Consider the following 14527-nt stretch of genomic DNA (forward strand, 5'->3'; position numbering starts at 1 on the left):
TAGCATTTATGGGTTATGTTTTTCAGCGAAACGGATAATACCCTTAATGAACGAAGCGGTATGTGATCGGTTTCTAAGATTCCTCCTGGCGTGAAAAAATAACCCTGATTAACTATTTAGCGTGCGGATTTCGCGTCGATTCGCCGGAAAAATTGCGCATTAACAGTGCATAATCCAGCATCAGATCCTGTGGAACAGGGATCCATACGGTATAACCGTCCCCCGGCGCCACTGGCATTGGCTCGCCTTTGGCGTTTTCCATCTGCGCTAACGTGAAGTTCACGTTGCCCTGTGGGGTCATCAGTTCCAGGCTGTCGCCGACGGAGAATTTATTTTTCACTGCCACGGCCGCGAGGTCGCCATTGCGCTCACCGGTAAACTCCCCCACGAACTGCTGACGCTCGGATACCGAGTAACCGTATTCGTAGTTCTGATAATCGTCATGGGTGTGGCGACGCAGAAAACCTTCGGTGTAACCACGGTGCGCCAGACCTTCCAGCGTTTCCAACAACTGCGGATCAAACGGCTTACCGGCAGCGGCGTCGTCAATCGCTTTACGATAAACCTGTGCGGTACGCGCGCAGTAGTAGAAGGATTTGGTGCGGCCTTCAATTTTCAGCGAGTGCACGCCCATCTGCGTCAGGCGTTCAACGTGGGCAATGGCACGCAGATCTTTCGAGTTCATGATGTAAGTGCCGTGCTCGTCTTCGAACGCGGTCATGTATTCGCCCGGGCGCTGGGCCTCTTCAATCATAAACACTTTATCGGTTGGCGCGCCGATACCCAGCGTCGGCTCCACGTTTTGTACCGGGATCGGCTCGTATTTGTGGACGATATTACCGACCACATCTTCTTTGCCTTCCTGTACGTTATATTCCCAGCGGCAGGCGTTGGTACAGGTGCCCTGGTTCGGGTCGCGCTTATTGATGTAACCGGAAAGCAGGCAGCGACCAGAATAGGCCATGCACAGTGCGCCGTGAACGAAGATCTCAATCTCCATCTCCGGTACCTGGTTGCGGATCTCTTCAATCTCTTCCAGCGACAGTTCGCGCGACAGAATCACACGGGTCAGCCCCATCGATTGCCAGAATTTTACCGTCGCCCAGTTCACGGCGTTGGCCTGGACCGAGAGGTGAATCGGCATTTCCGGGAAATTCTCACGTACCAGCATGATAAGACCCGGATCGGACATGATCAGGGCATCCGGACCCATTTCCACCACTGGCTTCAAATCGCGGATAAAGGTTTTCAGCTTCGCATTGTGCGGGGCGATGTTGACCACCACATAGAATTTTTTCCCTAGCTCATGGGCTTCATTAATGCCGCGCTGCAGATTCTCGTGGTTGAATTCGTTATTGCGCACGCGCAGCGAGTAGCGCGGCTGGCCCGCATAGACGGCATCTGCGCCATAGGCGAAAGCGTAACGCATATTTTTCAGCGTTCCCGCCGGGGAAAGGAGTTCCGGTTTAAACATAATGTTCTCGTTCTGATGACAGGTCAGATCCGCTTCACCTGATGAAGCGGCTAGAGGAGAGTCCTCACGTTAAGGGCGGGCATTGTAGCGCTGCGGGTAAACGAGGTAAAGGAAAACGCCGGGCCCGATAACGCGGCGTTATCGGGCCACTATTTGCGCTACCGTGTCAGACAATCCGGCAGGCATCCGCTTCCCAGCGATACCCGACGCCATACACCGCACGGATAAACGACTGCTCTTCGTCAAGCGCTTCCAGCTTGCGACGCAGGTTTTTGATATGGCTGTCGATGGTGCGGTCGGTCACCACGCGATAATCATCATAGAGATGATTCAGCAACTGCTCACGGGAAAACACTTTCCCCGGTTCGTGAGACAGCGTTTTCAGCAGGCGGAACTCCGCAGGCGTCAGGTCGAGCATTTTATTGCGCCAGGAGGCTTGGAAACGGCTTTCATCGACGATCAGCGGGCTTTCGGCGTCCAGTTGCTGTAATTCACGCTGCGGCTTACAGCGGCGCAGAATGGTCTTCACGCGGGCGACCACTTCGCGCGGGCTGTAGGGTTTGCAGATGTAATCATCCGCACCAATTTCCAGCCCCAGCAAGCGGTCGATCTCCTCAATTTTGGCGGTGACCATCACGATTGGCACCTCGGAGAAACGACGGATTTCGCGACACAGGGTCAGGCCATCAGTACCCGGCAGCATCAGATCCAGCAGGATTAAATCCGGCGGCGTCTGGCGCACATAAGGCAGTACCTGATCGCCATGGCTAATCAGCGTCGGGGCATAGCTCGCGGCGCGCAGATAGTCGATAAGTAACTGTCCCAGCTTGGGTTCATCTTCCACAATCAGGATGCGTGGCGTGTTTTCATCAATGGGTAACTCAGTCATACGTCTCTCTGTAAATCGCGTTCCAGCGGTAATTCTACTGTAATGCTTACCCCGCCAAAAGGCGAATGGGCAGCGTGGATGCGGCCATTGTGGGCCTCGACGATGTTGACGCAGATCGCCAGACCCAGTCCGGACCCTCCGCTGGCGCGGTTACGTGAACCTTCGGTGCGGTAGAATCGCTCGAACAGTTTTTGTAGCTGATCGTCACTGACGCCCGGCGCGGAGTCGGCGAAGGTGATGAGAACTCGCTTGTCGCGCTGCTCTGCGCTGATACGTAAGCTGCCGCCGCAGTCGGTGTAACGAAGGCTGTTTTCTAACAGGTTGTTGAATAACTGCATCAGGCGATCGCGATCGCCGAACACGGTAACGCTATCGGGCAGGGAAAACTGTAGCGTCAGACCCCGGCTGGCAAAACGTTCGCGGAATGCGCCGCCCGCCACTTCCAGCAGTGGGATCACGTCGACGGTATTTTTTTGGTAGGCCAGCGCGCCTTCGTCAGACATCGAAAGCTGGTGCAGATCGTCGACCAGTTTGGTCAGTGTCCCCACTTCCGCCTGTAACGAGGCCACCGATTCCGGCGTGAATTTTCGTACACCGTCCTGAATCGCTTCCAGTTCACCGCGCAGGACTGCCAGCGGTGTGCGCAGCTCATGCGAGATATCGGCCATAAAATCGCGACGCATCTGCTGATTCTTTTCCAGGGTACTGGCGAGCTGGTTAAAGTCCTGCGCCAGTTTGCCCAGCTCATCGGCGCTGGTGGCGGCAACACGGGTGGTGAAATCCCCCGCCGCCAGTTTGTGCGTGCCTTCGACCAGCCGTTTGACCGGGGCCAGCAGTCCGCGCGCGAGTGGAAAGGTCGCCAGCGCTGCCAGCAGGGTTGAGAGCGCCACAATCAGCCAACTGGTGCGCCGCTGCTGTTTATCGAAATTAATGTCGGTGTTACGCGTCAGACGTTCAACAGGGGAGGCAATGACGGCGCCGACCTCCTGACCGTTAACCAGAATGGGCCGCCGCGTGCCGTCTGCGGGAACCGGACCGCGCGGGCCAACCATGACATGCGCATCCTGGTCCACCACCCAGAACTGCGTGCGCCAGCCGTGCGGCGGCATACCTGGGCCTTGTTTATCATCGTCTTTGTCATGTTCAAAGGAGCGGAGGATCTGAAACACAAAGCGGTCATTATTGCGCAAAAAGCGCCAGCTGCCATGCTGTTGGTACTGTTCACCTAACGCGTCGCTGAGCATGGTCAGACGCTGCTCGTTGCCGTTTTTGATGTAGTCAATGAACCCTCGCTCGAAGCTGATGCGTACCGCCCAATGCATACTGATCAACAACACGATGCAGGTGGCGAAAATCGCCAGAAACAGTTTGCCGGTAATGCCGGGTCGCCAGAGCTTCATCAGGTTCTCCTTTTGCGTCGCGCAATGACGACATTTTTATGGGTATCGTTTGGGACGCGGGCAAAGATCACGGCGGGCAACGCAATGATAAAAGCCATGCACAGCCAGGTGTACATAAAGACGGTATGCGACGTTCCGCTATCCACCGTAAACTGTTGTTGTCCGAACATCCCTAGCAGCAGACCGGCAACGGTGACGCCGATACTCATTGAAAGTTGCATAATCATCGACAGCAGGCTGTTCCCGCTGCTGGCCAACTCATCCGGCAGATCTTTCAGGGTCAGGGTGTTCATGGAGGAGAAACGCGTCGAGTTGACCATGCCCTGAACAAACAGCACCAGCGGCAGCACGTAATACCAGCCCAGCAGCGCAGTGGACATAAACAGCAGGGTTACCACCGACAACCCAAGCGTCGTGGCGACCAGCACCCGACGGTAACCAAAGCGGTTAACCACCTGTACGACAATGCGTTTCATGCCCATGCTACCCAGCACCATCGGGATCATCATCAGCCCGGCGTGAAACGGGGAAAAGCCGAGACCAATCTGCAAAAAGACCGGCGTCATGAAAGGCAACATGCCGCTGCCGATGCGTCCGGCAAAGCTGCCGAACAGCCCCAGCGAGAAGGTTGGCGTGCGGAACAGGTGGAGACTGAACAGCGCTCGTGGGTTAGCTTTGGCGTGTTTCAGGTAGAGCAAAATGGCCGCCACGCCGCCCACTACCAGCGCGCCGAGCGCGAACGACGACATCCCCATCCCTTTGCTGCTGTCCAGCGCGATGGTCAGAACCGCCATCCCCGTCGCCAGTAGCAGAAAACCCGAGAGATCAAAGCGTCGGGTTTGCATGGTGTAGTTGGGCATCAGCAGCAGCGTGGCGATCGCGCCGACAATACCGACCGGCAGATTAATCAGGAAAATCCAGTGCCAGGAGGCATATTCCACGAGGACCCCGCCCAGCGCCGGGCCCAGCAACGGGCCTATCTGACCCGGCAGCGTGACAAACGTCATCGCCGCCATGTACTGTTCGCGCGGGACAATCTTCATCACCGTCAGTCGACCGACCGGTACCATCATGGCACCGCCAACGCCCTGTAACACCCGCGCCATGACCAGTTCATTGAGCGTGCCGGAACCGGCACAAAACAGCGAGCCCAGGGTAAACAGCACAATGGCGGTAAAGAAAATATTCCGCACACCGATTTTGTCTGCCAGCCACCCGCTGGCAGGCAGCATGACCGCTACGGTCAACACATACGAAACCACGACCATGTGCATATGCAGCGGGCTTTCCCCGAGGCTTTTTGCCATCGAGGGAAGCGCGGTATTGACGATGGTGGTATCCAGCGACTGCATAAAGAAGCCGAATGCCACAATCCACAGTTGCCAGCGGGTGCTGTTGGGAAGTTCTGTCATGTCTCTGTTATCGGTTTACGGTGTTTACGCGAAAAACGCAGCCGCAGACGGTCGAAGAAGAGGTACACCACCGGAGTGGTATAGAGCGTTAACAACTGGCTCATCACCAGACCGCCGACAATGGTAATCCCCAGCGGCTGACGCAGTTCAGAACCGTCACCGCCGGAAAGCACCAGCGGCAGCGCGCCAAACAGCGCGGCCAACGTGGTCATCATAATCGGGCGAAAACGCAGCAGACAAGCCTGGAAAATCGCCTGTTCTGGCGTGAGGTTGCCATGCCTTTGCGCCTCCAGCGCAAAATCGACCATCATGATGGCGTTTTTCTTCACGATGCCAATTAAGAGCATGATCCCTATCAGGGCGATGAGGCTGAACGGGGCATCGAAAATCTCCAGCGCTAAGAGCGCGCCCACCCCCGCGGAGGGAAGCGTGGAGAGGATGGTTAGCGGGTGGACATAACTTTCATACAGCATGCCAAGCACAATATAGACCGTGGCGATCGCGGCAATAATCAGGATCACCTGGGAATTCATGGTTTCCTGGAAGACCTGCGCGGTCCCGGCAAAGCTGCCGCGCACGGTAGACGGCACGCCCAGTTGGGTCATCGCCCGATTAATGGCGTCACTGGCTTCTGACAACGAGGAGCCCGTAGGCAGGTTGAAAGAGACGGTGGACGCTGCCGACAGCCCCTGATGATTCACCGACAATGGCGCGTTCGCCGGTTGCCATTTGGCAAACCAGGAGAGCGGAATCGCCTTACCGTCACTGTTAATGACGTACATTTTCTCCAGCGCGCTGATGTCCTGGGTGTAGCGCGGATCGACTTCCATCACCACTTTATATTGGTTCATCGGCTGATAGATGGTGGAGATCTGCCGCTGACCAAAAGCGTTGTTTAACAGGCTGTTTGCCGCCTGCACGTCAATACCCAACCGCGCCATGGTTTCACGATCGTAGGTAAGATTCATCTCCGCGCCGTTATCCTGTTGATCAGAGTTGACGTCCGCCAGTTGGGGCAGGGCGGCTAAGGCTTTACGAATCTTCGGTTCCCATCCGCGCAGCGCCGCCAGATCGTCTGACAGCAAGGTGTACTGATAACTGGCATTGGACTGGCGTCCGCCGACACGAATATCCTGCACCGCCATCAGGAACAGATTGGCACCGGGCTCTTTTGCCAGTTTCACCCGCAGACGGTCGATCACCTGCTGCGCGGTCTCCCGGCGTTCATCGCGGGACTTAAGGGTGATAAACATCATCCCGCTGTTGACTCGCGAGCCGCCGGTAAATCCGGTGACATTATCCACTGCCGGATCATCGCGAATAATCTTCATAAAGTCCTGAAGCTTACCGCGCATCGCCTGAAACGAGATGCTCTGGTCAGCCTGAATCCCGCCCATCAGTACGCCGGTGTCCTGTTCCGGGAAGAAGGTTTTCGGAATCGAAATGTAGAGCCAGATATTCAGCGCAATAGTGCCGAGCAGCACCACGCCGACCAGTCGCGTATGGTTGAGCACCCATTTCAGCGACTTACCGTAGCCCTGTTGCAGCGCGACCAGCATGCGGCCAAATCCGCGCAGCCGCTTCTGCTCCCGTGGCTGGCTGGATTTTAGCATCCAGCCGCACATCATCGGGGTGAGCGTGAGCGACACCAGCAGCGAGATACCAATCGCCACCGACAGCGTGACGGCAAATTCACGCAGTAATCGTCCCGGCAACCCGCCCATCAGCAGCAGCGGCAGGAACACGGCGACCAGTGACAGGCTCATGGACAGCACAGTAAAGCCCACTTCACGCGTGCCCTGAAGCGCGGCCTGCAAAGGTTTCATTCCGGCTTCCAGGTGGCGCGAGATATTTTCCAGCACCACGATGGCGTCATCGACCACAAAGCCGGTGGCGATGGTCAGCGCCATCAGCGACAGGTTATTGAGACTGAATCCGCACAGATACATCGCGGCAAAGGTGCCAATTAACGAAACCGGAACCGCCACGGCGGGGATCAGCGTGGCGCGTCCGGATCGCAGGAACAGAAAGACCACCAGAATGACCAGCGCCACGGAAATGACCAGCGTCTGCTCAACTTCCTCCAGCGAGGCGCGGATGGTCGGCGAGCGATCCTGCGCGATTTGCATATCAATCGACGCCGGGATGGTGGACTGCAACTCCGGGAGTCTGGCCCGAATGCTGTCGACCGTCTGGATAATGTTGGCTTCCGGCAGTTTACGGATCATCAGCAAAATCGCCGGCTTGGCGTTGGTCATCCCGGCGTTGCGGACATCCTGTACCGAGTCCGTCACCGTGGCGACATCACCCAACCGTACGGCGCCGCCATTATTGTAGTGAATCACCAGTGGCTGATATTCCGCCGCCGTTTTGAGTTCGTCATTGGTCTGGATCTGCCAGCGATGCGTGGTATCTTCCAGCGCCCCTTGCGGTTTGCGCACGTTGGCGTTGCTGATAGCGGTGCGTACCTCATCCAGCGAGACGCCCTGATTAAACAGCGCCTGCGGATTCAACCCGACGCGCACGGCGGGCAGCGAGCTGCCGCCTACGTCGACGTCGCCGACACCGTCGATTTGCGCGATGGTCTGCGCCAGTTGGGTTGAGGCGAAGTCGTAGAGCTCACCTTGTGAGTATGTCTCCGAGGTTAGCGTCAGAATCATGATCGGCGCGTCGGACGGATTGGCTTTGCGGTAAGTTGGGCGGCTCGGCATGCCACTTGGCAGCAGACTTTGCGCCGCATTTATCGCTGCCTGCACATCTCGCGCCGCGCCGTTGATATCGCGATCGAAGTTAAATTGTAAAATGATGCGCGTGCTGCCGAGGGAGCTGCTTGAAGTCATCTCACTGACGCCGGCAATGCGCCCCAGTGAGCGCTCCAGCGGCGTTGCGACGGATGACGCCATGGTCTCCGGCGAGGCTCCCGGCAGCGAGGCGCTGACCATAATCACCGGAAAATCAACCTGCGGCAGCGGGGCGACAGGCAACAGTCGAAATCCCAGCACGCCGCAGAGCGTGATGGCGAGAGAAATTAAAATCGTCGCCACCGGGCGGTAAATGAAGAGAGCGAAAAACTTCATTTACGCCTCCTCTTCCCGGTGAGAGAAGCGGTTTTTCATATACAGTGACAGGCGGTCAAACAGCAGATAGATAACCGGGGTGGTGAACAGCGTCAGCACCTGGCTGACCAGTAAGCCGCCCACCATACCGATCCCCAGCGGACGGCGCAGTTCTGCACCCACGCCGGTGCTCAGCATCAGCGGTAGTGCGCCCAGCAGTGCCGCAAGCGTGGTCATCAGGATCGGACGAAAACGCAGCAGACAGGCCTGGAAAATCGCCTCGCGCGGCGCCATCCCCTGTTCGCGCTCAGCGGCAAGGGCAAAGTCGATCATCATGATGGCATTCTTCTTTACAATGCCGATCAGCAAAATAATGCCGATAATGGCGATCACGCCGAGTTCACTACCGGCAATCATTAGCGCCAGCAGCGCGCCGACTCCAGCCGTGGGCAGCGTAGAGAGAATGGTGATTGGGTGAATAAAGCTTTCGTACAGCACGCCGAGCACGATATACATCGCCACCACCGCCGCGACAATCAGCCAGATGGTGCTGCTCAGCGCCGCCTGGAAGGCGAGGGTGCTACCCTGGAACTGAGTGGTGATATCCACTGGCAGATTCAGCGTTTTTTCGCTGTCCAGAATCGACTGGACCGCATCGCCCAGCGAATAACCGTCCGGAACGTTGAACGAGATAGTGGTGACCGGGAACTGATCCAGATGGTTAATCGAGAGCGGCGCAAAGCGTTGTTCAACCTTAGCGATCGCGCTGAGCGGCACCATGCCGCCGTCGCTGCTGGTCAGACGGATTGAATCCAGCGCCGCCAGTCCAGGCGTCATTTCCGTATTGTGTTCCAGTACCACGCGATACTGATTCGCCTGAGTGTAGATCGTGGAAATCAGGCGCTGACCGAAAGCGTTATACAGTGCGTTATCGACATCCGCCATGCTGATCCCCAGCCGACTGGCGCTGTCGCGATCGACATTCACATACGCCACCAGACCCTGATCCTGCCAGTCACTGCTGACGTCAGAAAGCTGCGGCAACGCCTGTAGTTTTTCCATCAGTTGCGGCACCCAGGTGCTGAGGGCATCCAGCGAGGTGGCCTGCAGCGTGAACTGATACTGCGTGCGGCTGACCTGTGTATCGATCGTCAGATCCTGCGTCGGTTGCAGATACAAGTCGACGCCCGGCACTCTCGCCACGGCGTCCTGCAAACGGGCGATCACCTTCTGGACGCGGTCATCACGTTCGTCGAGCGGCTTCAGGTTGATTTGCAGACGCGCGCTGTTCAGCGACGGGTTGGTGCCATCGACGCCCACGAAGGCGGTCAGGCTCTCAACCGCCGGATCTTTCAGTATCACGTCCGATACCTGCCGCTGGCGCTGGGCCATACTGGTAAAGGAACTGGACTGCGGTGCCTGCAACGTGCCCTGAATGATGCCGTTATCCTGGATCGGGAAGAAGCCCTTCGGAATAAACACCCACAGCATGATGCTTAACAGCAGGGTGCCGAGCGCCACGCTCAACGTCAGCCACGGATGGTTCAGCACCTTCGCCAGCCAGTGTCCGTAACCGGCAATCACCCGGTCAAACATTTTCTCCGACGCGCGGGAGAAGCGGTTTTGCTTACGCAGTGACTCCTGGCTCAGCATTCTGGCGCACATCATCGGCGTCAGGGTTAACGACACCACGGCAGAGATTAAAATCGCCACTGCCAGCGTCACGGCAAATTCGCGGAACAGACGTCCGACGATATCACCCATGAACAGCAACGGGATCAGGACCGCAATCAGCGAGAAGGTCAAGGAGATGATGGTAAAGCCGATTTCTCCGGCCCCTTTCAGCGCGGCTGTCAGCGGTTTTTCCCCTTTTTCGATATAGCGCGAAATGTTTTCGATCACCACAATCGCATCATCCACCACAAAGCCGGTGGCAATGGTCAGCGCCATAAGCGTCAGGTTGTTGATGGAGAAATCGAGAAACACCATTACCGCAAACGTGCCGATCAGCGACAGCGGGACAGCGACGCCCGGAATAATGGTGGCGGGAATATTGCGCAGGAACAGATAGATAATCATCACGACCAGCGCGATGGCCAGCATGAGCTCAAACTGCGTGTCGCTGACCGAGGCGCGGATGTTGGTCGTGCGGTCAGACAGTACCGTCACGTTTACCGATTTTGGCAGGCTCTCTTTAAGCTGTGGCAACATCTGATGAATGCTGTCCGCCGTTGAGATGATGTTCGCGCCAGGCTGGCGCTGGACGTTCATCACAATAGCCTGTTCTTTATTTGCCCATGCGCCGAGCCAGCTGTTTTCCGCCCCTTGTTCTACGGTCGCGACATCGCCCAGACGAACCGGCGCGCCGTTCTGGTAAGCAATAATGAGCTGACGATATTCGTCGGCAGACTGCATCTGATCGTTAGCCGAGAGCGTCACCGCGCGGGTGGGGCCATCAAGGCTACCTTTGGCGGAGTTGACGTTTGCGCCGGTAATCGCCGTGCGGACGGTTTCACTGGTCAGGCCCAGCGCGGCAATGGCCTGAGCATTGAGCTTCACGCGGACCGCCGGACGTTGACCGCCGGAGAGCGTCACTAACCCGACGCCCGAGACCTGGGAGATTTTCTGCGCCACGCGGGTTTCGACCATGTCTTCGACCTGGGTCATCGGCATGGCGGTAGAGGTCACCGCCAGCGTCATGATCGGCGGATCGGCAGGGTTGACCTTGCTGTAGACCGGCGGGTTCGGCAGGTCGCTCGGCAGCAGGTTGGTGGCGGCGTTAATGGCCGCCTGAACTTCCTGTTCGGCCACATCCAGCGGCAGGGTCAACTGGAACTGGAGCGTCACCACCGACGCGCCGCCAGAACTTTGCGACGACATCTGTTTCAGCCCGGACATCTGGCCGAACTGCCGTTCCAGCGGCGCGGTGACCGCAGAGGTCATCACATCCGGGCTGGCGCCAGGATACAACGTCACCACCTGAATGGTGGGATAGTCCACCTCCGGCAGCGCGGAGACGGGCAGAAAACGATAGCCGATGATTCCGGCGAGGAGAATCGCCACCATCAGCAGCGTGGTGGCGACAGGACGCATAATAAACAGACGCGACGGGCCGCCTGTGCTGCTCGGAGGTAACACCTGCATCAGGAGTGCGCTCCTTTCTGACCGTATTCACGGCTGGTGGCTTTTGTATCGGTGGTGGCGGCTTGCGCTTCCACCACTTCCACTTTCGCCCCTTCCGTCAGGCGGTCAATCCCGTCGGTGACGACGCGGTCACCGGCCGAAATCCCGGCGCTGATCACCACCTTCTGACTGTCCTGAATGCCCGTTTTGACCAGATGCTTACTGACTTTGTTTTCATCGTTCAGCACCCAGACGAAGTGTCCTTCGTTGCCCATTTGTAGAGCGGCTGTCGGGATCACCACGGCGTTTTGTTCCGTGTCGACCAGCATCCGGGCATTCACAAACTGATTCGGGAACAGCGCGTCATCCTGGTTAGCAAAGCGAGCTTTTACTTTGATCGTCCCGGTCGTGACGTCGATCTGGTTGTCCAGACTCAGCAATACGCCCGCGCTGAGCTTTTTCGAATTGGTGCGATCCCAGGCTTCAACAACCAGCGGTTGTCCGCTTTTTTGCGCCTGCACGACGGTGGCGATATCGCTTTCCGGTAGGGTGAAAATCAGGTCGATGGGATGCGTCTGGGTGATCACCACAATACCGTTGGTATCACTACTGGAAATCTGATTGCCGACATCTACCTGTTTCAGACCAACCCGACCATCAACCGGTGCGGTGATGCGGCTCCAGTCAAGTTGTAGCTGCGCGCTGGCGACGCTGGCCTCATCGGCCTTAATCGTGCCTTCGGATTCGCTCACCAGCGCCTGCTGGGCGTCCAGCTCCTGGCGGGAGACTAAGTTGCTTTTGACCAGTTGCTGGTAACGAGCCAGATCGCGACGCGCGTTAGCGAGGGTGGCTTTGTCTTTCGCAAGGACGCCCTGCGCCTGTGCCAGTGCCACTTTAAACTGGCTGGGATCGATCTCCGCCAGCAGGTCACCGGCTTTAACCTGTTGACCCTCCTGGAAATGAAGCGCCAGTAGTTGTCCATCCACGCGGCTACGTACGGTGACGGTGTTGGCGGCGGTCATCGTGCCCAGACCGGTGAGATAACGCGGAACGGCCTGCTCCGTGGCGGTCGCGGCCTGCACTGGCGCGAGTGGACCTGAGCGCATACCACGACGACCTGCGCCAGCCGTGGGTTTCGCTTGTCCGGTTGCGCCGGGCGCGCTGCTCTGCGGTTCGCTCCGGTTCTGCCAGAACCCGTATGCGGCGATGGCGGCGATGACCACCACGATGGTGATTACCCAGCGGGATTTGTGACTGCCTTTCATCGTTATGAGTTTCTCATCCTGAAACGTTTCGCGGAATGATACTAGTTTAGCCAGCCATCAAGGGAGAAAAATGGAGGAATTATGAAACCCTGTACGGATTCATCCGAATGGCGGCGCGCTTTGCGAGGCGTTACGCAGCAATCATCGCTGAAAAAGGCGCATGTGAAATTGCGCGCTACAGTGGCGGCACGACAAAAAGGAGGTAAGCCACGGATTTCAGCAGGACGCTGAAACGGGAAAGCCCCTCCCGAGGAAGGGGCCAAAATAAGGAAAGGGTTATGATGAAGGTAGTCATCATACTGGTGATACTCTTAGTCATTAGCTTACCGGCTTACTAAGACACCAGGGGGAGGGGAAACCCTCCCTTACCCTCACTCCTGAAACTAAGCCACATGAACCTTAATGTCAATCCATCCGCGTTCAGCTTGCGAGGCGTTTAGCGGAATACCACTTCAGCCCAGCGGGCCAGACCGGCGGTGACGGAGCCGAAGTCATCGCCACCGGCAATGGGAATACCCGGCAGTTTGGCGGCCAACGCTTTTTTGATCAGCGGCGAGCGTGCGCTGCCACCGGTCAGATAGATGACGTCTGGCTTTTCCTGGGCGTTATCCAGCGCCAGTTGCACCTGTTCCAGTATCCGGGAAAGCGGCTGATCCAGCGCGCTCTCCAGCCCCTGTTGGCTGATGACGGTGGCCAGATCGTCGCGGATAAACGGGAGCGCTGCGTTAACTTCGGCTTGTGCAGACAGCGTAATTTTGCTCTCTTCGGCGCTGCGGACCAGCCGATAACCGAGACGCTGACGCCAGACTTTCAGCAGCAGCGCCACCTGCTCCGGTTCGCGGGCATCGCGTACCAGGTCGTTCAGCAGACGCCCCGTGGCGCTGCTGTAGAAATCGCTTTGTGCCGGAACGTCGTTGATCGCCACCGCGTTCCACCACGGCAGCACCGGTAGGGCGATCCCTTTCTCGGTTTCGCCCCCCATCCCCAGCAGCGGCATCAGGTGTTTAAACGCCAGCGCGATATCCAGATCGTTCCCGCCAACGCGACAGCCGCTGTGACCCAGCAGGCTGGATTCGCGGTCAGCGCGGTGATGCCATTGTGGCCCCATCAGCAGTAACGAACAGTCGGTGGTCCCCCCGCCGATATCCACCACCAGGACGCGTTTCTCTTCCTGTAATGTCGCTTCGTAATCCAGTCCCGCCGCCACCGGCTCATACTGGAAAATGACATCCTGAAAGCCAGCTCGTTTTGCCGCTCGTTCCAGAATACCCTGCGCCTGGCTGTTCGCCTCATCGCCGCCTAATCCCTGGAAGTTAATGGGACGTCCGATCACGGCCTGGGTGATGGCTTCGGGGAGCTGGTTTTGTGCCTGTTGACGAATGTGCAGCATCATTGCGCAGACTAAATCTTCGAACAGCGCGACCTGTTGCGGTTTTAGTCCGCTGGCGCCGAGGAAGGATTTTGGCGACTTAACGAAGTACACCTCTTCCGGGTCGTCAATATAGTGTCCAAGCGATGACAGGCCAAACTGTACGCTGCTGGCGTGAACGTCAATGTCCTCGTCGCGATTGAAGCGAATGGCCCGACGCAACAGCGCCTGCGTTTCATCGTCTGGTGTCGGAACATCATGATGGCGGTAGAGCCATTCGCTCACCGATTCACGCGTCGGCGCGCAAAGCATGGAAGGCAGCAGCGTACTGCCATTTTCCATTTTCAGCAGTTGCGGCTTGCCGTCGCGCATGATGGCGACAGAACAGTTAGCGGTACCGTAATCAAATCCAATAAACACCTTGAAAATCCCCATGCCAGTGAAGAAGGGGCGTGACTTTAGCGAAATGTCGTCGTCGCGACAACTGGAATATGAAAGCAAAGCACAACGCCTGAATAGCGATTATGCTGAAGGTTTGC

The 14527-nt window shown here is 57.5% G+C and carries 9 protein-coding genes; 1 reads left to right on the forward strand and 8 read right to left on the reverse strand.

What is annotated here, in order from left to right:
• Positions 1–112 precede the first annotated feature (112 nt).
• The 7 genes from yegQ to JTI98_RS12575 all read right to left on the reverse strand — a co-directional run bounded on the left by yegQ (position 113) and on the right by JTI98_RS12575 (position 12619).
• Entirely contained in the window at positions 113–1474 is a 1362-nt protein-coding gene (gene yegQ, locus JTI98_RS12545; RefSeq protein WP_043000166.1) for a tRNA 5-hydroxyuridine modification protein YegQ, read from the reverse strand.
• Between the two features lie 166 nt (positions 1475–1640).
• On the reverse strand, positions 1641–2363 hold the full coding sequence (baeR, locus tag JTI98_RS12550) for a two-component system response regulator BaeR (RefSeq protein WP_044266109.1): 723 nt from the start codon (positions 2361–2363) through the stop codon (positions 1641–1643).
• Complete coding sequence (gene baeS, locus JTI98_RS12555) at positions 2360–3763, reverse strand: two-component system sensor histidine kinase BaeS (RefSeq protein WP_216081316.1); 1404 nt, start codon at positions 3761–3763, stop codon at positions 2360–2362. Before baeS ends, baeR begins: the two co-directional genes overlap by 4 nt.
• The gene (locus tag JTI98_RS12560) at positions 3763–5175 is read right to left on the reverse strand and encodes an MFS transporter (RefSeq protein WP_216081317.1); all 1413 of its coding nucleotides are present in this window, start codon (positions 5173–5175) and stop codon (positions 3763–3765) included. The genes baeS and JTI98_RS12560 overlap by 1 nt, the downstream gene beginning before the upstream one ends.
• A complete protein-coding gene (gene mdtC / locus JTI98_RS12565) occupies positions 5172–8252 on the reverse strand; it encodes a multidrug efflux RND transporter permease subunit MdtC (protein WP_216081318.1) in 3081 nt (1026 codons plus the stop codon). Before mdtC ends, JTI98_RS12560 begins: the two co-directional genes overlap by 4 nt.
• On the reverse strand, positions 8253–11375 hold the full coding sequence (mdtB, locus tag JTI98_RS12570; RefSeq protein ID WP_054176018.1) for a multidrug efflux RND transporter permease subunit MdtB: 3123 nt from the start codon (positions 11373–11375) through the stop codon (positions 8253–8255). It lies immediately after the preceding gene.
• The gene (locus tag JTI98_RS12575; protein WP_216081319.1) at positions 11375–12619 is read right to left on the reverse strand and encodes an MdtA/MuxA family multidrug efflux RND transporter periplasmic adaptor subunit; all 1245 of its coding nucleotides are present in this window, start codon (positions 12617–12619) and stop codon (positions 11375–11377) included. Before JTI98_RS12575 ends, mdtB begins: the two co-directional genes overlap by 1 nt.
• Positions 12620–12897: 278 nt before the next feature.
• Here JTI98_RS12575 and JTI98_RS12580 point away from each other — a divergent pair, with 278 nt between their 5' ends.
• Complete coding sequence (locus JTI98_RS12580; protein ID WP_105887528.1) at positions 12898–12957, forward strand: type I toxin-antitoxin system Ibs family toxin; 60 nt, start codon at positions 12898–12900, stop codon at positions 12955–12957.
• Between the two features lie 98 nt (positions 12958–13055).
• Here the strand turns inward: JTI98_RS12580 and yegD are convergent, their stop codons facing one another.
• Complete coding sequence (yegD, locus tag JTI98_RS12585; RefSeq protein WP_216081320.1) at positions 13056–14408, reverse strand: molecular chaperone; 1353 nt, start codon at positions 14406–14408, stop codon at positions 13056–13058.
• Positions 14409–14527 lie beyond the last annotated feature (119 nt).

This window comes from Citrobacter sp. MGH 55, from assembly GCF_016906145.1.
Classification (GTDB): Bacteria; Pseudomonadota; Gammaproteobacteria; order Enterobacterales; family Enterobacteriaceae; genus Citrobacter_A; species Citrobacter_A amalonaticus.